Source organism: Halobacterium sp. NMX12-1 (assembly GCF_040435975.1).
Lineage (GTDB): Archaea > Halobacteriota > Halobacteria > Halobacteriales > Halobacteriaceae > Halobacterium > Halobacterium hubeiense.
In genome coordinates this window covers 86,857-109,844 of record NZ_CP159206.1, presented here as the reverse complement: position 1 = coordinate 109,844, position 22,988 = coordinate 86,857, and the positions used below count along the sequence as shown (strand labels likewise).

The following is a 22,988-nucleotide window of genomic DNA, read 5'->3' as shown; positions in this document are numbered from 1 at the left end:
AGGGTTGCGGGGACAGTTCACTGGCGATCCCAGATGGGGTTAGAAAGGCTTCACGCAGTCCGAGAAGCCAAAGCCCATCTGGCTGCCGACCTTGTCGATGAGTTCGGGCGAGACGAGCGCAAGGACGACGATGCCGAAGCCAATGCCGGACATGACGAGTTTTTCCTTGGCCTCGTTCTTCCGCTCGGGGTTGCCGCCGGCGCGCATGTACGAGAGGCCAGCCTTCCCGGTGTAGAAGCCGGTTGCAGGGAGGCCAAGGCCAGCGACCGCGCCGAACACGAGGTCGATCCCGGTTGCGACGCCAGTGTTGCAGTACACGTCGCCGACCTGATTCTGGGCAGCGGCTGGACCGACAGCGACGACGAGGAACGCGAGCCCCATCGCGAGGGATACAACTCGTGGGGAAACGCGGGTGAGCGTCGGTTTGAGACGGCTGCTGACCGAGGACTCTGTCGGGTGGTCGTCGGTGGAGGGCGATTCAGTGGCCGATGCATCGCTCGCCGGGTCAGAGGGTGAATCGTTCATGCGGGATTTGTCTGCTAGTCGGTGGAGGGATCTGTCTCGAGCAGGGCGTTCAGGTCATCAATGCTGGAGGTCTGTTCAAGAAGGTCATCGAGGTCTCGACTGGTATCGGTGAGCGCCTCCTCGGCGAGTGTCGAGAGTTCGTCCCGATCGATGTCTCGATACGTCATCTGCTCGGTCAATGCTTCACGGAAGAGCCCGGATGCGTTGATGCCGGTCGCCCAGCTGAGGAATAAGGCATCGGCGGGCTTGATCGATACAGTAGTGTTGACGGTGTTCCGTGACATTTGTCAGCTGAGTATGTGTGATTGGCCGATATTGTGTGTTGTTCCGTGCTGTCATATATGCTTTTTGTGCGGGTTGTATTCCGGTGAATAATACATACTCTCAGTTATATAAGAAACACTACTGTGGTAGTTCTACAATAACATAATCGCAACACAGCAATACGAAGTGAATGACTCTAACTTCTGCGGGTTGGTCTACACAGTGAGATTAAGATGCCGGAGGAGAAACTCGTCATGCGATGGATAGATGCGGTGACTGTGGCAGTGGAATCCTCGATGGCTATCGCTGCGAAAATTGCGGGAACTTCACCTGTGAGGATTGTTTCGAATATCTCCCCACGAAGGGGCTAATCGTAACCAAGCACAAATGCCCCCACTGTGACGAGTGGGCCGTGCTCGATCAATACGCATAATACAGCTTAGACGCGCTCAAGTCACGGAGCTCCAGTACTGGACTCAATTTAGTAGACTGCCAACGACCGAATCCCCGCTGGCACTTGTCCCGCATCGGTCCACATCCCATTGGCATCGCGGTTGATGAGTCTGCCGTCGTTCGTCCCTGCGAGTACAGTCCCGTCGATAGCCGTCCACGCGAGGACAACTTCCTCCGGTTCACCCGGATACGAGACCGCCTCTAACGACTCGCCGGAGTCCGTCGACTCGACCAGTATCCCGTCCGCACGGTTCTTCCCGCTCCACGTCCCTGGCGAGCTTCGTGCTGCCGCTGCGTAGAGCCGGCCATCGAGTGCGAAAGCCTCGCGGAAGTACCGATGATCGAGGTCCGTATCAAGGCGCGTCCAGGACTGACCTGTGTCGCGTGTTCGGTAGAGGCCATCACCGGTCGACGCGACGTACTCGTCGGGGTCCAGGATAAAAACGTGATGGACGTCGTCGTGGACGCCTTCGCGACGCTCGGTCCAGGTTGCTCCGCTGTCGTCGCTGATGTGGACGCCGCCGACCTCGACACCGGCGACCACGCGGTCGGGTGTCTCGGGATGCACACCGAGATTCCGGATGTGGGCCTCGTTGCGGTGGCGCGGCGTATGCCACTGGTCACGGGACGGAAGGTCCTGAAAGCCCTCGAGTTCGGCCCACGAATCGCCGTCATCGGTCGACACGTAGAGATGCGCCGGGTGAGTTCCCGCATAGAGGCGCTCACCATCTGCACTCGCGACGACCGAGTAGACTTCCTCACGTGGAATACCTAGATTTTCCCACGTCTGGCCGTCGTCCACGGAGCGGTACAGTCCTGACTCCGACGCGGCGAACACACCGTCCACGGCGGGGAACGTGCAGATACGGGGGGTGTCACCGCTGTCGAGAACCTGGTTGGCGTCCTCGACGGGGACTGCTGCTGTGCGGTAGACACCGTCTCGAGTGCCGACGAGAATTGTCATGGTGGGAGTACGTCCGCTGTCTGAATAACCCTCGGGGTGCGCCAGGTAGGGCTTAACCAACAAACCGTGAGATTCTACCGAATCTGTTGGTTAAGTCTTTGCCGTCAAAACTGTGCTACTCAAGTCCACGATGTCTCCACTACCGTCATCGAGAGGGTCACGAACCTCCGCGAGGAGTCGATGCCCCTCCTCGTAGAGATCCCCTCCTTCGTCACAGTTGCATTCGGCCTCGTTGAGCGGATAGATAATCTCTTTAATGCGTTCCAGTCATTCTGTGACCTCGGCATCTTTCGCCGACCCGCTCCGGGAACGCCGGCGGTCGCTGTTTCTGCTCGTCGTCGAACCAGCCACGCTCTTCGAGTTCGCTTCGCAGTCGCTCGACGGCAGCCGCCTGGTCGCCGTCGCCGACGACGATCACCTCCCACGGTTTGAGGTCGATCTTCCCACCTTCGACCCAGTAGTCGATATCGCCCTCGAGGATGACTTCGGTCCCGTCCTTGAGGTCGGCGTCCATCTCCCGGTAGCGGTGCGCCCAAATCATACAGGGGAGCTCGGCGTCGCCGTCGGTGAGCGTGAAGTAAAGCGCCGTACTGTTCTGATGGAGGTCAGTGACCTCCCCGATACAGCGGACGCCGTTGAGGGCAGGCGTGTCCTGGACAACCGACGCGATCCGGTCGTTCAGTTGGGGCACGCTAAGGATCTCTCTCGCATCGGGTTCGACCGCCTACCGGCCGGTGTCCGGTGCGTCCGCCATCTCCGTTTCCTAACTTCTGAACAGGAACCTCAAAAAGCTACGTTCGAGTGCCGGGTTGGCTGCGTTACACAGGCCTACAGGTCGCGAGGCTGGACCGTCTTCCGGTTGTTCGCTTCGGCACGCTCGGCGGCGTCATCGAGCAGTTCAGCGACTTCCTCGTTGAGGGCGTCGTAGAAATCTGCCGAGACGTTGTGCTCCGAAAGTTCGTCCTTTACGGCTGCTTTGACGATGAGGTCAGACATTCCATCGCAGGTTTCGCCCGCCCACCAGATAAAGGTTCGAAAGTTCTCACCGTGGATTCCCGCCAAATAGTCTCGAATATTCCCCTCCGAGCACCAGAGAACACTTAATCAACCCGCGAAAAGAAGAGAAATAGACGAATGCACGATTTAACTGGATTCCAGCGGGACATCTTGTACGTGATCGCCGGGCTCGACGAACCACATGGACTCGCAGTCAAGGATGAACTCGAGGACTACTACGAGCAAGACATCAATCACGGCCGACTCTATCCGAATCTCGACGACCTTGTCGACAAAGGCCTCGTCGAGAAGGGGCAACTCGACAAGCGCACGAACGTGTACACGCTCACACAGCGTGGCCGCCGTGAAATTGCTGCTCGTCGTGACTGGGAATCCCAGTACGTGGACTTCAGCGAGTAACACCCCTGTTCCCAGCGTTCAGAGCCAGGTGGATGCTACTCGCCCCAGCAACACAGCTCCTTTCGCGTGGTAGTCGTTCTATAAACGGGGGATTACTCAAGCAAGCCGAGTTCGGTGAGGCGGTCTTTGACGTGTGCCAGCGCGTGCTGGGCGTCCTCAGATTCATTTGCGCCAGTAATCACGAGTTTCCCACTCCCGAAGAGGAGAACGACGACGTCGGGGTCCTCAAGGCGGTAGACGAGGCCAGGAAACTGTTCGGGTTCATACTCTATTTGCTCCAACCCCAGACCGATCGCAATCGCGTTCAAGTTCAACGATTGCTTGAGATCGGCACTGGAGACAATATTCTGCACCTCAATCGGCGGATTACTCGCAACGTCAATCCCTAACTCACGGAGGTCATCGAAGACGATACCGAGAGCTTCGTGGACATCGTCGACGCTTTTCGCACCGGTACAGACGACTTTCCCCGACCGGAAGATCAGCGTGGCTGATTTCGGGTCCTGGAGGCGGTAGACAATTCCAGGAAAGTCCTCTGGGTTATACTCGGCGCCAGGCAGATCCGTTGCGAGTTGCTCGAGGGCGAGTTCTTGGCCGATATCACTGGATGCAACGACATTCTCGATATGAATGGTGTCCGCCAGCGTGCTCATACAGGGTACTCGTCGGACAAATCACTTAAAGTACGGCGGATGGAAATGTGTGACCCTGGAGAGACCCCCAACGGCTAACGACATCCTCCGCGCCATGAACGGCGAGATTCTCTCGCTGTTCCAAGATAGATTCGAGCATAGGTCGCTAAGTACAGGTGAACAACGTAGGATTTGACGAGCGGCAGTTAGACCGCGTTTGTAACTCTCAGGGTGAATATGGGGGTTTATCCATTTTGATGCCCTTATACTAAGTAGTAATCCTGTCAGTGACATATACCGTCACTTGTACGCTGTGTGAATTCCAGCGCGAGTTTGACGAATTAGACGGTGTATTCGAGTTCCGCGACACCCATCAAGCCACCTACGGCGACAACCACGTTATCGAGTGGGAACTCATCGAGGACAGCGACCAAGCGACTAACTGACCGGTATTTTCGGCGTTAGGTGGACGTAGAGCAGAACTGTTGTCACGGGAAGAATCACAATAGATTAAAATTAGTTGAGGGTTAGTTGTGCATATATCACTATAATGCGATATTGTGAGTGTGAAAATTGTGAGTTCGTGTTTTTCGCGTCAGAGAAGAGAATTCCTCAGCCGAAACGCTATAATTCCTGCCCTAACTGTGACGGAACTGAATTCTCTCTTCTGGAGAAGTAACGCTGAAAGCGCATCCTCACTTACCGGCTGTTTCACCGCACATAGTATCTGATCAATAGGATTTCAACAGCGCCAAATGTGTCACTCCATAGCCAGGCGATCTATGCGACAAGGTATTGAGTTGTGAGCTTCCCAAGACTAAGTCTGGAACGGCTGTGGACACTACCTACATTTTTACTCGTTCGTTTCGTCGCTGACAGAAAGCCTATGACCGATAAGATGACTGCTACTGGTATGCCGGAGTGCCAGAACTGTGGCAGCCACGTCACAGACGTCTACGTTCGTGTATTCACGCCGGACTCTATCGACGAGCCACGTGTGTGTCCGAACTGCGAGGACATGACCCGAAGCCGCGAGGGCGTCCGGGAGAAACGAACATGATGCAAGTCATCGCGCATCCTGATATCGAAAAAGTCGATGCCGGCTCTTGACAGACTAGCACTTCACAATATTGTCAGCCTAGATGGATATCAGGCTTCGTGAGTAACCGACGATGTCAAGGATGCCGTCAGGAAACTCAGCAAAATGACTGTGGCAACCCCAATGTGGCTGGTGACGACGATCGGTTGGAGGTTTGCTGTGACCGTCAATCCACCGAGAAGAACCTGGGTCGGCAGCAGGATCAGTGCCATCGTTGCCGACCACTTGACGATCACCGTCTCTGGATAGCAAAGCCACGCTCCCAGCGCAGTACCCAGGATGAGGAAGCCAGCGATCATCGCGAGTCCACGATGTGCCCACTCGGCGAAGATCTGGAGGGGCGAGTACGAGGAGGTGGCGACGATATCGGGATGAAGAAACGGAACCCACGTTCCGTAGCACATCGGCCAGTCCGGGCACGACAATCCAGCCCCGATCGCACTCGTATACGCACCGAGGAGCATCACGAGAAAGGTGACAACCAGCGTAATGGCCGAGAAATGGACGTATGAGACTGGAGAGATTCTAACACGCTCCCGAATCTGCGTCAACATCGAATCCATCCGGATCATTCTTCTCGAATTGCGGACGCTCGGTAGCTCTATTTCCATACGTACTCGGCACGCCCAAAACCAGATTGGCGGATTCCCAGAACGTGGGAACCCGCAGCGAGTTCTTCGGATGGCCACCCACAGTATGCTAGCGAGAACCACTCGGATGCACCGAGAGCAGAAATTCAAGGTCCAGCACGTATGTCCAACACATCACTCGACATTCGGCAAGCGGACACTGACGAACAGCATTCGACCGCCAAGTCCCGGTCACAGTCGTCGTGTCCGGAGTGCGACGGCCAGATCGTTCGCGACGATGAGCACGGGGAAACGACCTGCGAAGACTGCGGGCTAGTCCTCAACGAAGAGTCAATCGACCGAGGACCCGAGTGGAGAGCGTTCAACAGCGACGAACGGGACGAAAAAAGTCGCGTCGGTGCGCCGACCACGGAACTCATGCACGACAAGGGGCTCAGCACAACAATTAGCAAGAAAGACACGGATGCATATGGGCAATCGGTCCCCGATCGGAAACGAGCGCGCCTGCAGCGGCTACGGAGGTGGGACGAACGATTCCGAACGAAAGACGCCCACGAGCGGAATCTCAAACAAGCACTTGGCGAGATCAATCGGATGGGATCTGCTATCAATATTTCAGACCCAGTTCGAGAAACGGCAGGGGCGATCTACCGCCGAGCGGTCGACGAAAACCTCCTCCCAGGTCGGTCAATTGAGAGCATGGCAACAGCTGCCCTGTACGCTGCAGCCAGACAACACGGAACGCCACGGCAGCTGGCCGCATTCGCTGAAGTCAGTCGCGTCGAAGAGCTCCGGATTCAGCGGGCCTATCGGTACGTTTCCCGTGAACTCGCCCTCGAAATTGAACCGGCGGATCCGTTAGAATACGTGCCCCAGTTCGCGTCCGCACTCGATGTGAGCGACGAAGCAACGCGTCAAGCTCGGGATCTGCTCACCACTGCCAAAGCACAGAGCGCACACAGTGGCAAGAGCCCGGCAGGTCTCGCAGCGGCCGCCCTCTATGCTGCAACCCATCTCACAAACGAGCAACTGACGCAGAAGACAGTGAGTAACGCAGCCAACGTGAGCCGGGTGACGATCCGGAATCGCTACCAGGAACTGCTCGACGTTTACGCGGAACACGGGGAGTCTGCGTGATGACCGAGCCTAGACAACCCGGCTACGCAGAGGTAGCGGCCGATAGTCAAGGGAGGGACGGATTGCGGGTGCTCGGTCGCGAAACCGACCGGGAAATCCTCGCGTGCTTCGTCGCTGCGTCACCCCGCGATGTTATGGACATCGCCAGCACTGCGGAACGCTACCCGATTACGGTCGACCAAACGTGTGTGCGACTCCACGGGCATGGGCTGTTCCGTCCAGTCGGTCGGGGATGATATGATCTGACCGACGCCGGACGTCGCTTGCTCGAGGATGAGTCCGAGGTAGAAATCGAGCGGTGAGAAGAGTCGCAGGCTTGCTCGTCTCGCCGCTAGGTACATCAACCGGATAGCATATCCCAGATACGTCCCAAGTTCAGATAATGGTGCGCGATTCAGCGTCATCTGAGGACTCGCCATCGTTGCGAGATATTCTTGATTCGCTGGACGACGCCGGCTGTCGAGCGATTCTTCGCGAAACAGCTGAACCTATGACTGCACCCGAACTCATCGACGCGTGTGACATCCCCAAATCGATGGTGTACCGGAAACTGGACCGCCTCAGCGACGCCTCGCTGGTCCATGAATAGGATACGATCAACCCCGGCGGGGGCCGGACTGATTTGGCAGTCGCGAAGCTCCGCAACCGACTGACGGACCTCACGAACGTGTTTACTTCGCTCTAGGTCGAATTCCTCGGTGAGGAAGTCAACCGTTTCTCCGAGGTTCATACCTGAATGGGTTCTGTCAAGTGGAATGATCGTGTTGACACCGATGAACGGGTTTGCTTCGTAGTTTATCTTCGAATTGCCGGCTGTAATTGTAGAATTAAGCTTCGGAGTGCGTGCCGTGACCAATTATTAAACACTATATATTATCTCACTCGCCATTATTTAATAATAGTTATTAACAAATGGGTGTTCTATAGCAGCTGATTTAATAAGACTGGGGTCCTTCTCCTTATATAATGACACCACCAGAAGAAGGTGGCCACGACCACGACCACGACCACGACCACGACCACGACCACGACCACGACCACGACTCGTTCCAAGAGGCCAGCGCTGTCCAGTTTTCCGTCCCGGAGATGGACTGTCCCTCCTGCGCGGGGAAAGTCGAGAATAGCGTCGAGAAGCTTGACGGGATCACCGGTGTCGATCCAAAGGTAACGACAGGAACGCTCTCGGTTGCCTACGAGGAAGATCAAACGTCGCCGGACGCGATTGCCGAACGCGTTGAAAAGGCCGGTTATACCATCGAGAACCGGAGTGAAACGACTGCGACGTTCACTGTTCCGGAGATGGACTGTCCCTCCTGCGCGGGGAAAATTGAGAATGCGCTTGACGACATCCAGGGACTCTCAAGTTACGAGACACAGCCGACGACCGGTAAGGTAGTTACAACCTATAATGGTGACTCCATTTCACCATCGAAGATCACTGCTGCGATCGAGAATGCTGGCTACGAGGTGACTGACTCAACTGCGACCGACGCAGACACTGTGGAGAGTGCTACTGACGACCGGGGGAGCGTCTGGACCAGTTCAAGGGCGATCAAGACCTGGATTAGCGGAGGATTCGTCACACTCGGCCTGCTCTTTGAGTTCTTCCTCACCGGCCAGAACGTTCTCGTGGCTGAACTTGTCGGTCGCGATTTACTTCTCGCCGATATCCTCTTCCTCGTCGCTGTTGGGGCCGCTGGCCAGGTCATCTTCCGCAACGGCTACTACTCCGCGCTGAACCGTAATCTCGACATCGACCTATTGATGAGCATCGCCATCAGCGGTGCTATCATCGCCAGCCTCGTCTTCGGGGAAGCGCTCTACTTCGAGGCCGCCACGCTTACGTTCCTGTTCAGCATCGCGGAGCTGCTCGAGCGCTACTCGATGGACCGCGCCCGGAACTCACTCCAAGAGCTGATGGACCTCTCGCCTGATGAGGCGACGGTCAAACGAGACGGTGAGAAGGTGACGGTTCCAGTCGATGACGTGGCTGTTGGCGACATCGTCGTCGTGCGTCCGGGCGAAAAAATCCCGATGGACGGCGAGGTTTTCGACGGGGAGAGTGCTGTCAATCAGGCCCCGATCACAGGCGAGAGCGTGCCAGTGGACAAGACACCAGGTGATGAGGTGTACGCTGGGACGATCAACGAACAGGGGTATCTTGAGGTTGAGGTCACCTCTGAAGCGGGTGATAACACGCTCTCGCGTATCATCCAGATGGTCGAAGACGCCCAGTCCAACAAGACCGAGCGTGAGCAGTTTGTCGAGCGGTTCTCCTCGTACTACACGCCGGTTGTCGTCGGCTTCGCGGTCTTGGTTGCGGTCGTTCCGCCGCTTCTGTTCGGGGCATCGTGGCCGACGTTCATCGTTTATGGGCTCACGCTGCTCGTGCTGGCGTGTCCCTGTGCGTTCGTCATTTCCACGCCCGTGTCCGTTGTGTCGGGAATCACCAGTGCCGCGAAGAACGGCGTACTCATCAAGGGAGGCAACCATCTCGAAGCAATGGGTGCGGTCGAGGCGATTGCGATGGATAAGACTGGCACGATTACCAAGGGCGAACTCACCGTCACCGATATCGTTCCGTTGAACGATAACACTGAAGACGATGTCCTCCGGTGTGCCCGTGGTCTGGAATCAAGGTCCGAACACCCCATCGGCGATGCAATCGTCGAGTTCGCTGAGGATAGTGATATCGGAGCGCCATCAGTCGATGACTTCGATAGTATCACCGGGAAGGGCGTCCAGGCCTCTCTCGACGGCAAGCAACACTATGCAGGCAAACCTGGATTCTTCGAGGAGTTGGGCTTCGATCTCGAACACGTCCACGCGACGACCGACGGCGGTGTCGTTACGACGAAGAGCCAGCAGATGTGTGAGCAGAATAACTGCCTCGACCTTCTTGAAGAGACTGTCCCCGAACTCCAGTCACAGGGGAAGACCGTTATCCTCGTGGGAACCGAGGACGAGATTGAAGGTGTGATCGCCGTTGCTGATGAGATTCGGCGCGGAGCGAAGCTGGCAATCCAACAGCTTCACGATCTCGGCATCGAGCACATCATCATGCTCACAGGTGACAACAAACGGACCGCTCGGGCGATTGCCGACGAGGTCGGCGTCGACGAATTCCGCGCGGAACTCCTGCCAGATGAAAAGGTCGAGGCAATCAAAGAACTCGACGAACAGTATGACGGGGTCGCGATGATCGGCGACGGGGTTAACGACGCACCCGCGCTCGCGACGGCGACCGTGGGCACCGCGATGGGTGCAGCTGGCACGGATACTGCCCTCGAAACCGCAGACATCGCGCTCATGAGCGACGACCTGTCGAAGCTGCCGTACCTCTACGAACTTTCACACGACGCGAACAGTGTCATCCGGCAGAACATCTGGACGAGTCTGGGCGCAAAAGGACTACTCGCACTCGGAGTGCCGTTCGGGTTGGTCCCGATTTGGGCTGCTGTTTTGATCGGGGATGCTGGCATGACACTTGGCGTTACCGGGAATGCGATGCGGCTCTCCCGTATCACACCTACTGAGTCGGATTCTGATGAGGTGTCAGCATGAGTGAAGCAGGACTAAGTGACGTCTATCAGCGCGCAAGTCCGTGGCCTCCCCTCGTCGCACTCGGTCTCGTCACCTCGGAATTGGGTGTTGTGTTCGGATTGCGCCCAGTAACCGTCGGCGGCTTGCTGCTGTTTATTGGATCTATCGCCGGGATTCTAACGGAGTCACGGCATATTACGCGTCCATTTCATACGGTGGCTACGCTCGGCGCACTCGCAGCAATTGCCGGCCTACTGTTAGTCCGCTACAACGTGGCATTCCGTGGGGTATCATTATTGATTGCAGGCGGCATCAGTATCGGCATGGCGAGTATCGGCCCTCGTCTGATTCGGAGACGAGGTGGCGCTTGATGGATCTTGACGACCGAGTCGTATTCGGCGCAATTGTCTTCGCAGGTGTCGCTATCCCAGGCGTGGCTAGTTACTTCCTCTCCGAGATTGGCGCGGATACGCTCGGCCAGATCGTCTGGGCGGCGGGCTACGGTGGGATGATACTATTCGTGTGGTACCACTGGCTCCGACCGATGGACATGCAGGGGGCATAACACATCGATGCTTGACCTCCGAACGCTAACCGCCTACATCATATTTCAGGGGATGCTGGGGCAGGACAAGAACCAGTCGGGTTGAGGAAGGTTTTCGGTGTAAGTGCGTTCTGGTGGAAGCCGTGTTTAGGACACTACCGGGTTCATATTTTCAGTTGAGTGGATGAGCGTGGCAGTGAAGATGACCACCGTAGCCACGATAAACAACGCGCTAAGTGGGGACGATGAATCGACGAACACCCAGTATAGCGGTGCTGCGACAGAGGGACCAGCTGCAAGCAAGGCGATTTTGGCGACGAGCGGACCACAGCAGCCACACGTGCAAGCACCAATAACAGACCCTGTACCGGCTGTTCCCTGGGCCACCCCCGCGGCTTTCTCAAGTCGCCACTGCCAAGCAATCAGGAGGGCGTTCACTCCAATTAGGACGCTCAACAACCCGACAATCGTAACTACCCCGATTGAGAGAGCCATCGTCAGGGGAATCTGCGGGAGCACGATTTCGAGTGTGTCCCACTGGACAAGCTGATAATTGACTGGTAAGACCGTGATGACGCGCTCACGCGGCAATCCTTCCTCCCAGAAGAATGAGAGATACCCACTCGACGAAAGGAAAAATATCCCAGAGAGAAGTGTAACAATAGCTCCGAAGTGACGTGCAACACGATCCTGGAGAGCAGCACGGACGACATCCCCTCGATCCGTCCAGATAACATATGTGACGAGAACCGGTGTACCCAGTACGATGAGATATCCCAGCGGGTGGGTATAGCTCGCGGATCCACGGATTACGTATGGATACAAGACCCATAAACCCATGAGAATGCCAAGGAACGTGTACCGGGGTCGAGTCGGCCAGCGGCGTAACCCAATACCGAAACTCGCCATCACAACACTGACGCCGACACCGAGCCCGAGCACTTCATACCACGAGCGGGGGAACGGCATCGAACTGGCTGTATAGATCGGATCTGGTGTGACCCCGTCAAAAATGGTGATCCCGAGGACCGTGACGAACAGTCCGACTCCAATTCCGTATAGCGCTGTTGTGGGCGAGACGTGTTCGTGACGCTTCAATAATGCACAGCCAGCGACAAGACCAATTCCGCTGAGAGTTACCGCGATACTCGCCTGTTGTGAGATAACGAGCGGGCCTTCGCCGCCATGAGCTGATGCAACCGGAATCTGTGCCAGAACTATTAGCACGACCAATGCGAGAAGCGAGCCGAAGCGAGCCGTTCCTCGATTGTCCCCACTTTGTGCGGGAGTTGAAATCCCCTCGTTCAGTTTTTGTGTAACGGCGGTAATTCGTTCGGTTTGGAAAGGTTCCTGGAGCATGATTGTATGCAAGTGTCGTCAGTCCTGGACGTACAGCGAATACAGAATCACAGCAAGACCGGCGGCCACGAAGGTGCTGTTGACGAGGACACCGACCGCGAGCGATACCGAATAGACCACGTTAGCGATACCAGTGAACAGCGCACCGAACGTCACAATCCCGAATCCAACCCGAAGCAGTCCGAGTGAGGGGTCACCCGTCCGCCGGTACGCTCTGTGCGCAATATACGTAATTGCACCTCCAAGGCCCAGAATGAGCGCTTTCACGGCGACAACCGCAGCCATGATCTCATTCATAGCTCGTCACCCATCTTCGACCAGATATCTCGAAGTCGTTCGTCAGTTCCTTGCCGTCCATGTTCGATTGTCACGGAGAATGTGTCGTCCTCGTCAATCGTGATGTTCACGTTCTCGAAATTTCGCTGATAGTACGACGTTCGCCCGCCGTCAGGGTTTATTTTGTCGTGTTCCCGCAGGAGTGCGGCGTCACTGAGCTGTTCAAGCTTCCGGTACAACGTCGAACGGGGGATGTCACACGCTTCAGCGAGTTCGGTAGCAGTCATTGGATCGGCGGTTTCGCGGAGTATTGATTGACAGTCAGGATCATCCAGCGCGTCGAGGACGAGTTCAGGGGATGGCTGATCGTCCGACATCGCTGTATCATCCACCATGCTGAATCCCTCGGTTTTTCGTGGGATACGTTGTGTGATTCCCGGCCGCCGTTCCACGTGACACAACTGTTCGCCGTGAGTCGATAATTTCGCCTTTTCGTGGCAGTCTGGTTGATACGCATACTGGTAGCGCATCGCCCACCGGCATCCGAGTTACCGGCATTCGAACTGTTGGGAGCTACCATCGGTGAGTTCGTAGAATCCGCGTCGGTTCGAGTTGAGAACTCCCTGTTCGCAAAGCTGGATGCATACCTGCTCGACGTGCACTGGGTGTCGATTTATCGTAGCCGCAATTTCAACCGCGTGAGTCCCTGATTCACCAGCAAGTAACTCCACGATTTCCGTCTCTATTTGGCTCGTATGCTTGTTCATTACTCGTGCTCGGCGTAGACATCGAGAAGTTCTTGGTAGCGAGTTCGAATCGTGACCTTGCTCACGCTTGCCGCTGAACTCACAGTCTCTTGGGTGAGTTTCTCGTTTGTAAGATACGTTGCTGCGTACAGCGCGGATGCCGCCATGCCTACTGGGCTTTTCCCACTGTGGACGGCGTTGCGTTGGGCAACGTTGAGCAGTTCTCGCGCACGTCGGAGTGCCTCGTCGGTCACGTCAAGTGACGACGCGAGTCGCGGCAGATGTTGATCCGGGGATTCCGGTTCGATTTCAAGGCTAAGCTCCCGGGAGAGGTAGCGGTATGCTCGCTGAAATCGTTTCTTTTCAACTCGACTTACCGTTTCAACGACGAAAGGGGATCGCGGAGTTTGGTGCTGTCGCGCGCTCGCGTACAGTGCAGCGGTTGCCATACCTTCGATAGAACGGCCCGGAAGTAGCCCTTCCTCGACGGCACGCCGGTAGAGAATACCCGCCGTCTCACGAACTGCCTCAGGCAAGCCGAGAGCCGATGCCATTCGATCAATTTCGTCGAATGCCTGTTTGAGATTCCGCTCAGAGGCATCCTTCGTGCGGAATCGTTCGTCCCACCGGCGTAGACGTTGCAGTCGCTCTCGTTTGCGACTGGACAGATATTGTCCGCGTGCGTCTTTGTCTTGCCAACTGATAGTCGTGCTGAGGCCCTTATCATGCATCAACGGCGTCGTCGGTGCCCCGACCCGACTCTTATTCTGTCGTTGTTCGTCAGTAAACGACCGCCACTCTGGACCATGGTCGATCGTCTGTTCGTCGGTGACTAGGCCACATCTTTGACACGCCGCCTCTCTCTGCGAATCGTCGTAACGAATCTGCCCACCACACTCCGGGCAGACTGATCGTTTTTCTGTTCCCTGATTTTGCGGCGGTTTTGTCATCTCATTCGTGTGGGAATCTTCCGGTTCTCCATCATTCCTCGGCATTACTCGGTTTCAACAGTAGTGTTGCTCTGATTCAGGAACAAGCAGTCTTAGCTAATGAGTGTGGGGCGGTATCCCAGAATTTGGGACACCGGTTCAGACGTTTCAGTAGCCCCTTCTAACCCTCGTTTATCGAAAATCGCTCAAAGAAAGATGAGACAAACTACAATTCCGCGTCGTATACGGCGTTCTCGACTACGATACGTACACCTTGCTGGAGGAACACTGGTGGTAACCTATATTGTGATGCTTCTCGGCGCATATACGAGCGCGATTGGCGCTGGGCTGTCTTGTCCTGACTGGCCGACCTGTTACGGAACTTGGATTCCGTTTCTCCAGCCCGGGCTTATCGCCAATTCGCCGTATTCCGCGCTCCAAATCTTCGCCGAGTGGGCACACCGCGGACTCGCTTTCTTGGCGGGGCTGCTAATTCTGGCAACAGCAGTTACAGGATGGCTGTTTCGTCCACAAGAATCGCTCATCAAGTGGTCAGCGATGACCGCTCTCATTCTGCTTCCAATTCAGGTGCTACTAGGCGGGCTGACCGTTACGCGAGAACTCCAACCAATAATCGTCACAACCCATCTTGGCGTCGCCATCCTCATTCTTCTTTGTCTGCTCACGACAACGCTGGCGGCAAAACTTCGCCCGACAATCGTATGATTATCACTACACTTCAGTGTTCTCGCCACCCGTTTCCGAGCCTATTATACTGATTGACCGTCCTTGTCCGAATATGAGAAAGAGACTAGGAGACGGTATTGTCGTCACGATGCTGATTCTGTTGGTTGCAATTACATTTATATACGTTAGGACCCCCGGATACACCCAGGGTGGGTTAGCTAGCATGTTCGTCCTGGCTAGTATCGTCATGTTGATAGTACTACTATTCACACTTATAGCAATGGTAACCCGGGATTTAGCCACGGAATCGGCTGACTCTCAATCATAACTACGGCGGCTCAGTCCCGAGGTTGCGGATATTCAGAATAGCCATCTTGAAAGCATAAATTAATGCATCTGACGAGAGTATTACAACAGCAACCAACGGCAGACGTTCTTTTCCTCACCGTTCCAACTACAGGGGTTCTCGTTGTTACCTGGTTACTTGAGATAAGTCCTACTAGACTGCTTGGCTGGGCATTCGTCGGAACTGCAGGACTTATTGCGGCAATTAAGAATAGTCGAAATGACAGCAGACAGTTTAACGTAACCATCTGGCCCCGAAAACGAACGCGAGTTGCTGTCAGCGCCCTTGCGTATAATGGTGTGTTAATCCCCAGTATCGCTATCGCACAGGTTGCTTGGGCAGTAACTGGCAGTTTTCTATTTGGTGTATTACTTGCGTTTCTCGCTCCAATCTGGTTCCTCAAGCACATCCATTTCATCCTTACACTATCTACGTCTGAGACAGGCTAATACCCTGCTTTCAGTAACGAGATGAATATCCCGGGAGACGCTTGCCGGGTTTTGTCGAGCGTTAAACGAAACCGGGCTATTGTTGCATCTGGAACCCGACGATAGGTCTAGACGAATGGTGGACAGTCAGGAGGCCAACGGGCGCGGAGTCGTGATGTGGATGTATCTCAGCGCGGTTGCCGTCGCGGGTATCTTCGGGTACGTGCTGGGGATCATCATCTACGGGAATGGTGGGCCGTCGGGACCCCTTACCGACGGTGGGCCAGCAGCACAGTACGGTAAAATCGGCCCAATCGTCTTCGAACTGAACCCGCCAAACTTGGCGATTTTCGGCTTAGTGGCAGTAGGTGGACTTCTCGGACTCGGACTGCTTGCCATTTCGCATGCCAGCCGATACGACGACGCTACCGCCAGACAACGACAGAATTACTAGCCGATATCAGTAGTTACCAATCTATGTTAACGACTTAGTTCGTCCAGTCACAACGTGGGTATGGAGTTTGACCTCCCGCGCTCGGCAGTCCCGCTCGTCGCGATCGTCGCTATCGCTGCGGTCGCCCTTACGTCAGTGATGACTACCTCGACAGTCTTCATGATGGTTCTTCCTTCGATGATTGCCTTCTCGGTCTTGGCGTTCTTCCTCGGAATGAAACACGGCGAATACCGTACTAGTTCGTAGCGTCTAGGTTCTTCTCTGAACGGCTCAGGAATGAGCCCTAATCCTCGCCGTGTTGATAGGCGGTTTCCCTGCGCACATTTTTGCCAGCCGCTTTAGCGATTCCCCTCGTACAACAGCAAAAACGGCTCGGTTTTCACCATTTCGGAAGGAAGAGATACATGGAGCCCTAACCAGGGGCTGTGAACGATAAATTCCTCATGATGGTGGTTCTCGGAGGGATCGTCTTCGCACTATTCCTCACCGGATTCGTCCTCCGACTCGCCTGACGAAGAATGAGTGAAATGAATACTGAGCGGAAGTGCTACCGGAAAACGAGGTAGTCCTCGTCTTGTGAAACGACAGTACGCGCACTCAGTTGGGGTTGTACTTGCTGGGATCGGACTAGTCGGGACGTTCCTCTCGTGGCCTGCAACAACAGACTTCACGGTACAAGCTACTCGTGTGTTCGGAGTGGTCGCCGTTCTAGCTTTCACTGTCCGACGTCACGGACTTGCTCCGCCGTGGGTCGACACTGTCGCAACGGCAGCCACCGCTGGACTGACGCTCGGAGCAGCGGCTGCGGTCATCGAGCTTCAAACAGCAACAGTACTCGGACCGATTGTCTCGCTGCTGGCTGGCTTCAGTGCGCTGGGAGTGGGTGGTGCTGCCATTACTGAATTGAACCAGTCGGCAGTCAAAATACGGGAGCGTCGAACTCTCCTCGCACTCGCCGTCTCCGCGCTCGCACTCGTCGTGGGAGGCCTCCTCAATAGTATAGTTATCTCTATTGTCCCCTCGACACCGATGGTCCGCGTTTCAGTGTCCACTGCTGTCGCCAGTATCGCCTATGCGATAGTTGGCGTCGTGTTCATTAAATACATCAACAGTAGTATCGACGTGAGTACGGTAACCCGCCGCGACCTTATCGTGGCAGCAGCGGGAATACTCGCGATTTTCACGCTCCACGTACTGATGGCTGCCGCGGTCGCTGTATTCTTACTGCCGCAAACGTCGCACTCTCTCATCGAGGCGGCCAAAACAACTCCCGAGATCCTGCTTCCGCTAATCATCCTGTCGTTCGTCGTTGTCGCCCCGGGTGAGGAACTACTCGCGCGAAATGCACTCCAGAAGTACCTATACGGTGCGTATTCGCGTCGGAGTGCCATCATTACTGCGTCGTTCGTGTTTGCTGCCAGCCACATCCTCGCGTACGGCGGTACGGGTGCCACACCGGGCGCTATCCTCGTCACGCTCGCCCGAGTCTTCGGAGTCGCACTCGTACTCGGAGCTACGTACGAGCAGACAGACGACCTCTTCGCGCCGGTCGTCGTTCACGGCACGTACAACGCCGTCCAGTTCGCAATCGCGTATCTCACGTTCACCTAACCTTCTCTACAGTCACTGCATACTACCGCTGGATTGACGCGCCCTCGTCAGCGCTGAGCCGTTCGGTAATCACTCAATTCCGGTCAGCGCTGAGGCAGTGAGGAGAGATAGGGACGTCCACACAGCCAGCGAGAACACGCTTGCAATCGGCGAGGCCGCCTGAACCGTCATCGTCACGGCTGGTTCGACAGCATACGTCATCACGAGCCCACGGTACGCACTGAGCGGACTAGCTGCGAGCGCTTCGCTCAGCCCTCGTTCAACGATCCAGCCTTGCCCGACCCCAGCAATCACCACGAGGTCAAAGCCGATGACGACGACGAGCAACAAGCCGACCGCCGACACAAGCCCGCGACGCGCAGACCGAGCTACCGACGAAATCAATAGCGTGATGGCGAGAACAACGCCCGTGAATACAGTTGTCAACGCGACGAACCGCGCGTAGTACACTGGCGAGTCTAATCCGCCTGATTGTGCGAGCACGTTCGGCGTCCCCCCCGAGAGTGGTACAACGAACCCTGCTACGAGCAGCGTCACGACGATAATCCCGAGTGCGACTGCGAGTCGGCCACAATAGACGCCAAGCCCGTACCGAATGGGCGTTATCGGGAACGTATCGAGGACTTTCAGTTCACCCCGCAATCGGTCGCCGAGAATCGCTCGATATCCGAGCGCCACTACCAACACTGGGATCAAGACCTCGACCGGCGTGAGTAACGCGAGTACGAGCGGCACGTAGCCGGCTTGCCCGCCGAGTACTGCAATCGCCACGATGAGTGCGAAGAACCCGACGGCAAGCAGCCAGACTGACCGCGACCGTGCAAGTGCTCGCAACTCCCGTTCGAAGATCGCAGTAAACTGCTGGGTAGCGTCACTCACGACCATCCCCTCCCTCGGCGGTGACCGTGCGGCCACGAACGGCGGCCTCGAATGCGTCCTCTAAGGTGGTTGTCTCCGTGTCCGCAAGCACTTCTTCTGGGGACCCGGCCGAGACAATGCTGCCATCGGACACCACGAGGATGTAATCGGCGTCTGCTGCGCGCGAAAGGTCGTGGGTCGTCAACACGACGGCTTGGTCGCGCTCGGTCAACCCCCCGATCACGTCATACACGTGGCGAGTCATCTCCGGGTCGAGGCCACTTGTCGGTTCGTCGAGAACGACTAGGTCTGGTGCCCCCAGGAGGCTCACCGCAATTCCCAGAAGGCGGCGCATACCACCGGAGAGCGCATCCGTTCGGCGGTCGGTCGCGGCTTCGAGGCCGACCCGAGCGAGTGCGGCATCGACGTCGGTCTCTCCGGCGAGCAGTGCTGCGTAGAACGCAACCGTCTCTCGGACCGTGGCCGAGGGCTGGAACCGCGGGTCTTGGGGAAGATACCCGACAGGCCGCTCACCCTCAGCATGGAGCGCGAGTTCGCCAGCTGTCGGGCTCTCTACGCCCGTAACGAGTTCTGCGAGCGTGGTCTTTCCGGAGCCATTCGGCCCAATAATCGCCGTAACTGCATCATCTGGAATTGAGAAGGAGAGTTCCGAGAGAACCTCGACGTCACCGAATGATTTCGAGAGTTCCGACGCTTCGACGACGGCTGACGCGGCCGTCGCAGCATCGTTGTCACCGCGGTTAGGAGCCTCACGACTACCCATTACGTATTATGGTTTCCGTGCCACTCGAAAAAGTGTACTGCCCCAGCATTCTTTGTGGCTCCTCCCGTATTGCCGTCTATGGAATTCTGGCACGTGGCTGCTGCTGGCCTCCTCGTGTTCGCGGCGGTCGTCGGGCCATTCGCCGTGAGCGGGGGTGGCCAGCAGGCGGCTGCGGTCCCGATGTCAGATACGAAGTCAACGGGTGTTCCAGAAAGTGTCGTCGTCAGTGCCTACGAATCGACGATCGCGCTGCCGACCGGGCAAGTCTCGTTCTCCCAATTCAAATTCACCGTTGGATACTACGGCATCACGTCGATGGTCGCAGGGCTGCAGGAGAGCACGGAGCGCGAATTCGGGCGGCCGATGGCTGTGTACGTCTCGGATTTCTCCGGTACTGGCGTCTATGTCGGGGAAGAGGGATTGCTCAGAACACCGATGGACGCAGATACTGAGTGGGTGCCAGCCAGTGCGGCGTACTTCGTCGTCAACAGTACTGCCCGTATTCCGACGCGAGAACGGGCTTTGGTGCCGTTCTCGAAGCGGAGTGATGCGACGGCGTTCGTTCAACAGTACGGTGGTCGGATCGAGCAGTGGGACGCCGTCCGACAGTTGGATGTCGGCGGTGCGGGCCGTGGTTCAGCGGAATGGGTGCGCACGAGTGAAGCACGAAGCGAGCGTGCGAACAGAACGGCTGCCCGTGCGCGGGCACTACTTGAACGACCGGTTTCGAGCACGGTGGAGCCAAACGAGTCGCTAACTGCAGCGATTCGGCGTGCCGCACCCAATACGACCATCCAGCTGGCAAGCGGGAATTACTCTGTCTCCGATGTCACGGTGGACAAACCCCTGACGATTCGTGGCGATGGGGTCAACCAAACGCGCATCATTGGGAACGAAAACCGCAGTGTCGTCTATGTGAACGCATCACGCGTTGCGATTACGGATCTTTCGATGTCCGGCATCGGTACAGTGCGGACCCGCGACCGAGCGAACATTACGGGTGTTCCGGTCCAGAATGAGTCGTTCCGGGAACGCTACTGGACGGCGCATGGCTACGGTGACGCGGGTATCGTCTTCGATGAGTCCTCCCGATCGCTGGTCTCTGACGTTCGCATACGGACGCGCTCAAATGGAGTTATCGCGCGAAATAGCCCGAATCTCACCGTTTCAAGCCTCACGGTTCGGGGAACGCGAGACTGGGAGGATGGGTTCCTCGGGGTCTCGATTCTCGGCGCGCCCGCACTCGTCCAGAACTCGACGTTTTACGGTGGGAAAGTCGGCGTGTTTGCCCACGACACGCAGTCGTTCACTGTCCGAGACTCCTCGATGGAGGGGATGATGATCGGCGTGTTCAGCGTGTTCGCTCAGGGCGCGTTCGCCGCTGACAATGATATCGAGGATACGTACGTTGGTGTCTACATCCACGACCGATCGAACCGAAACGTTGTGACAGGGAATACCGTCACGAACAGCAAGAACGGCGTTCTTGTGTTCGGGCGGTCGAGCTACGTCGCGGAGAATGTTGTGACGCATAACCAGCACGGCGTCGTCGTGCAAGGCCAATATTCAGTGTATGAGGAAAACGTCGCGGCATTCAACCGGGTCGGCATTCGAGCGATGTCGTTGTTCCCGACGAACCGCGTCAACGACAACGACATCGCGTATAACCGGCGGTACGCCGCGACAGCACGGTTCAACGTGTTACACGTCTGGAAGGGGAACTACTGGCGGGGCGCACCCGGTATCGATACCGACGGCGACGGCTCACTTTCACGGTCGTTCCGTGCGACAGGACCGGTCGGGATGGTCGCAGACGGGGGTGCTGGGACACCGACGTTGGCACGAGCACCGGCACTCAGCTTGATACGGCAATTACAGCAGACGATGCCGGGGATTCGGTTCGGAGGCGTCGTGGATGAAGCCCCCCGAGCAAGTCCGGTCCGTCCAGCTGTATTGGCGAAGCTTAAAGACACCCAGCATCCGCCGGGGCAATTCGACGACGAAGACGAGTGGGATTACACATTCTAGCCGCCGAGGTCACTCTGGTTTGATTCGGCTGGCACGTTACCCAACGGACCCCGCTGATGTTGCTGCTTCCCCGGGATTCAGCACTTCTGGGAGCTCTATTCGCACGTGAACTAAACAACCGCGGGTCAGGTGACCCGTGGAACTCTCGCTGTCTTCTTTATATCAAGGGATGATTACGACGGCCTAACGAAAATCGCAACACCTACTCAACCTCCAAGAGCATTCCAAAACATGGACCGGCGGCGGTTTCTGAAAACCACGAGTGGGCTGGTCGGCGTGGCTGGCGTCTCCGGGTGTCTTCAGCGACTCGGATTCGAGACACAGTCCGCGTGGCGAGATCCACCGCTCGTCGAAAACCGACCAGACGGTGTCTACTATCCGGCGATTGTTGAGGGGATGGACGTCTACGAAACTACGACCGTCGAGGGTATCGGCGTCGCGTTGATGCACTCGTTCCCCCACCGATTCTGGACGGTGACCGGGACGAACAAAACAAAAGTCGTTGTCTCGTCGAATGACTCGCTGCATTTGATGGCGAGCGTCTGGGATGCCGAATCCGAAACGGTGCTCCCGACAGCGGTGTCAGTGGATATCCAGAATGAGGAGGGGAATGTCTCAACGACGAATCTGTGGTCGATGCTCTCCCCAAATATGGGGTTCCACTACGGGGACAACGTGGCACTGTCGGGGAGCGGCGAGTATGAGGCAACGGTTCGGATTACGCCCGTTCAGGCAGCACGAACCCGCCCGTTCAAACGTCGGTTTACAGAGACGCGGACCGCACAGTTCCAATTTACCTTCGAGCCGTCTGAAACGTACGACCTTCCGATTCGCCGTCTCGATGAGAAGGCAGGCACGCGGGGGACGGTAGACCTGATGCAGATGGACGGCGTGCCAGCTCCAGTCGCCCCGCCCAAGGAACAACTCCCCGGAAGATTGCTCGGCGAGCAGTCCGCTGACGGTGCCGTGTTCTGCGCGAGTCTCGTCTCCACAGCACGACGATTCCCGGGGACGGACGGACCGTATCTCGTTGTCTCTCCGCGTACGCCCTATAATCGCGTTCTACTCCCTGGAATGTCGCTCTCGATGGTCGTCAAGCGTAACGGGGACACTGTATTGGAAACGGGACTTGACGGTACAATCGACCCCGACCTCGGCTACTACTACGGAACGACCGCAAAGACCATCAGGCGGGATGATACCATTGTGGTTCGCGTTGAGACACCACCCCAGGTGTCGCGCCACGACGGTTACGAAACCGCATTCATGCAGATGCCCACTGTTGAGTTCACTGTTTGATTCCGCCGAGCACTCA

General features: G+C 56.7%; 25 protein-coding genes. 12 read left to right on the top strand and 13 right to left on the bottom strand.

What is annotated here, in order from left to right:
* Positions 1–39: 39 nt before the first annotated feature.
* The 5 genes from ABSL23_RS17275 to ABSL23_RS17255 all read right to left on the bottom strand — a co-directional run bounded on the left by ABSL23_RS17275 (position 40) and on the right by ABSL23_RS17255 (position 3,202).
* The gene (locus ABSL23_RS17275) at positions 40–525 is read right to left on the bottom strand and encodes a pilin (RefSeq protein WP_135830707.1); all 486 of its coding nucleotides are present in this window, start codon (positions 523–525) and stop codon (positions 40–42) included.
* Positions 526–539: 14 nt separating this feature from the next.
* The gene (locus ABSL23_RS17270; RefSeq protein WP_353635600.1) at positions 540–809 is read right to left on the bottom strand and encodes a hypothetical protein; all 270 of its coding nucleotides are present in this window, start codon (positions 807–809) and stop codon (positions 540–542) included.
* Positions 810–1,270: 461 nt separating this feature from the next.
* Positions 1,271–2,206, bottom strand: coding sequence for a glycosyl hydrolase (locus tag ABSL23_RS17265; RefSeq protein ID WP_353635599.1), 936 nt, complete (start codon positions 2,204–2,206; stop codon positions 1,271–1,273).
* A 253-nt stretch (positions 2,207–2,459) separates the two neighbouring features.
* Entirely contained in the window at positions 2,460–2,897 is a 438-nt protein-coding gene (locus ABSL23_RS17260) for an exodeoxyribonuclease VII large subunit (RefSeq protein ID WP_353635598.1), read from the bottom strand.
* Between the two features lie 137 nt (positions 2,898–3,034).
* Positions 3,035–3,202 (bottom strand): DUF1931 domain-containing protein, encoded by a 168-nt coding sequence (locus ABSL23_RS17255; protein WP_353635597.1) that lies wholly within the window; start codon positions 3,200–3,202, stop codon positions 3,035–3,037.
* Positions 3,203–3,340: 138 nt separating this feature from the next.
* Here ABSL23_RS17255 and ABSL23_RS17250 point away from each other — a divergent pair, with 138 nt between their 5' ends.
* On the top strand, positions 3,341–3,622 hold the full coding sequence (locus ABSL23_RS17250; protein ID WP_353635596.1) for a PadR family transcriptional regulator: 282 nt from the start codon (positions 3,341–3,343) through the stop codon (positions 3,620–3,622).
* A 92-nt stretch (positions 3,623–3,714) separates the two neighbouring features.
* On the opposite strand, the gene ABSL23_RS17245 is transcribed toward ABSL23_RS17250, so the two are convergent.
* On the bottom strand, positions 3,715–4,275 hold the full coding sequence (locus ABSL23_RS17245; protein ID WP_353635595.1) for a TATA-box-binding protein: 561 nt from the start codon (positions 4,273–4,275) through the stop codon (positions 3,715–3,717).
* Between the two features lie 892 nt (positions 4,276–5,167).
* Here ABSL23_RS17245 and ABSL23_RS17240 point away from each other — a divergent pair.
* Positions 5,168–5,314: a hypothetical protein gene (locus tag ABSL23_RS17240; RefSeq protein ID WP_353635594.1), complete on the top strand. Its 147-nt coding sequence runs from the start codon at positions 5,168–5,170 to the stop codon at positions 5,312–5,314.
* 89 nt (positions 5,315–5,403) lie between these two features.
* Here ABSL23_RS17240 and ABSL23_RS17235 read toward each other — a convergent pair whose 3' ends face one another.
* Positions 5,404–5,964, bottom strand: coding sequence for a COX15/CtaA family protein (locus tag ABSL23_RS17235; RefSeq protein WP_353635593.1), 561 nt, complete (start codon positions 5,962–5,964; stop codon positions 5,404–5,406).
* Between the two features lie 141 nt (positions 5,965–6,105).
* Here ABSL23_RS17235 and ABSL23_RS17230 point away from each other — a divergent pair, with 141 nt between their 5' ends.
* The 4 genes from ABSL23_RS17230 (at position 6,106) to ABSL23_RS17215 (ending at position 11,188) form a co-directional block, all read left to right on the top strand.
* Positions 6,106–7,080, top strand: coding sequence for a TFIIB-type zinc ribbon-containing protein (locus ABSL23_RS17230; protein WP_353635592.1), 975 nt, complete (start codon positions 6,106–6,108; stop codon positions 7,078–7,080).
* A 490-nt stretch (positions 7,081–7,570) separates the two neighbouring features.
* Entirely contained in the window at positions 7,571–7,669 is a 99-nt protein-coding gene (locus ABSL23_RS17225) for a hypothetical protein (RefSeq protein WP_353635591.1), read from the top strand.
* A gap of 497 nt (positions 7,670–8,166) precedes the next feature.
* Positions 8,167–10,644 carry a heavy metal translocating P-type ATPase gene (locus ABSL23_RS17220; protein ID WP_353635642.1) on the top strand — a complete coding sequence of 826 codons (2,478 nt, stop codon included), beginning with the start codon at positions 8,167–8,169 and terminating at the stop codon, positions 10,642–10,644.
* Between the two features lie 349 nt (positions 10,645–10,993).
* Positions 10,994–11,188: a hypothetical protein gene (locus ABSL23_RS17215; protein WP_232590470.1), complete on the top strand. Its 195-nt coding sequence runs from the start codon at positions 10,994–10,996 to the stop codon at positions 11,186–11,188.
* A 126-nt stretch (positions 11,189–11,314) separates the two neighbouring features.
* Here the strand turns inward: ABSL23_RS17215 and ABSL23_RS17210 are convergent, their stop codons facing one another.
* From ABSL23_RS17210 to ABSL23_RS17195, 4 genes are all read right to left on the bottom strand, one after another.
* On the bottom strand, positions 11,315–12,526 hold the full coding sequence (locus tag ABSL23_RS17210; protein WP_353635590.1) for a hypothetical protein: 1,212 nt from the start codon (positions 12,524–12,526) through the stop codon (positions 11,315–11,317).
* Positions 12,527–12,544: 18 nt separating this feature from the next.
* Complete coding sequence (locus tag ABSL23_RS17205) at positions 12,545–12,823, bottom strand: hypothetical protein (RefSeq protein WP_353635589.1); 279 nt, start codon at positions 12,821–12,823, stop codon at positions 12,545–12,547.
* Positions 12,820–13,197 carry a helix-turn-helix domain-containing protein gene (locus ABSL23_RS17200; RefSeq protein WP_353635588.1) on the bottom strand — a complete coding sequence of 126 codons (378 nt, stop codon included), beginning with the start codon at positions 13,195–13,197 and terminating at the stop codon, positions 12,820–12,822. Before ABSL23_RS17200 ends, ABSL23_RS17205 begins: the two co-directional genes overlap by 4 nt.
* 371 nt (positions 13,198–13,568) lie before the next feature.
* The gene (locus ABSL23_RS17195; RefSeq protein ID WP_353635641.1) at positions 13,569–14,498 is read right to left on the bottom strand and encodes a TFIIB-type zinc ribbon-containing protein; all 930 of its coding nucleotides are present in this window, start codon (positions 14,496–14,498) and stop codon (positions 13,569–13,571) included.
* Positions 14,499–14,768: 270 nt separating this feature from the next.
* On the opposite strand from ABSL23_RS17195, the gene ABSL23_RS17190 reads away from it, so the two are divergent.
* The 4 genes from ABSL23_RS17190 (at position 14,769) to ABSL23_RS17175 (ending at position 18,003) form a co-directional block, all read left to right on the top strand.
* Positions 14,769–15,203, top strand: a complete 435-nt coding sequence (locus ABSL23_RS17190; RefSeq protein WP_353635587.1) for a COX15/CtaA family protein — start codon at positions 14,769–14,771, stop codon at positions 15,201–15,203.
* Positions 15,204–16,074: 871 nt separating this feature from the next.
* Positions 16,075–16,392: a hypothetical protein gene (locus ABSL23_RS17185; protein ID WP_353635586.1), complete on the top strand. Its 318-nt coding sequence runs from the start codon at positions 16,075–16,077 to the stop codon at positions 16,390–16,392.
* A gap of 60 nt (positions 16,393–16,452) precedes the next feature.
* On the top strand, positions 16,453–16,638 hold the full coding sequence (locus ABSL23_RS17180) for a hypothetical protein (RefSeq protein ID WP_353635585.1): 186 nt from the start codon (positions 16,453–16,455) through the stop codon (positions 16,636–16,638).
* A gap of 330 nt (positions 16,639–16,968) precedes the next feature.
* Positions 16,969–18,003, top strand: a complete 1,035-nt coding sequence (locus tag ABSL23_RS17175; RefSeq protein ID WP_353635584.1) for a CPBP family intramembrane glutamic endopeptidase — start codon at positions 16,969–16,971, stop codon at positions 18,001–18,003.
* Between the two features lie 69 nt (positions 18,004–18,072).
* On the opposite strand, the gene ABSL23_RS17170 is transcribed toward ABSL23_RS17175, so the two are convergent.
* A complete protein-coding gene (locus ABSL23_RS17170) occupies positions 18,073–18,882 on the bottom strand; it encodes an ABC transporter permease subunit (RefSeq protein ID WP_353635583.1) in 810 nt (269 codons plus the stop codon).
* Positions 18,875–19,645, bottom strand: coding sequence for an ABC transporter ATP-binding protein (locus ABSL23_RS17165; RefSeq protein WP_353635582.1), 771 nt, complete (start codon positions 19,643–19,645; stop codon positions 18,875–18,877). The genes ABSL23_RS17170 and ABSL23_RS17165 overlap by 8 nt, the downstream gene beginning before the upstream one ends.
* A gap of 78 nt (positions 19,646–19,723) precedes the next feature.
* Here ABSL23_RS17165 and ABSL23_RS17160 point away from each other — a divergent pair, with 78 nt between their 5' ends.
* Both ABSL23_RS17160 and ABSL23_RS17155 read left to right on the top strand, forming a co-directional pair.
* Positions 19,724–21,673 (top strand): NosD domain-containing protein, encoded by a 1,950-nt coding sequence (locus tag ABSL23_RS17160; protein ID WP_353635581.1) that lies wholly within the window; start codon positions 19,724–19,726, stop codon positions 21,671–21,673.
* 231 nt (positions 21,674–21,904) lie between these two features.
* Positions 21,905–22,972 (top strand): iron transporter, encoded by a 1,068-nt coding sequence (locus ABSL23_RS17155; RefSeq protein ID WP_230889857.1) that lies wholly within the window; start codon positions 21,905–21,907, stop codon positions 22,970–22,972.
* Positions 22,973–22,988 lie beyond the last annotated feature (16 nt).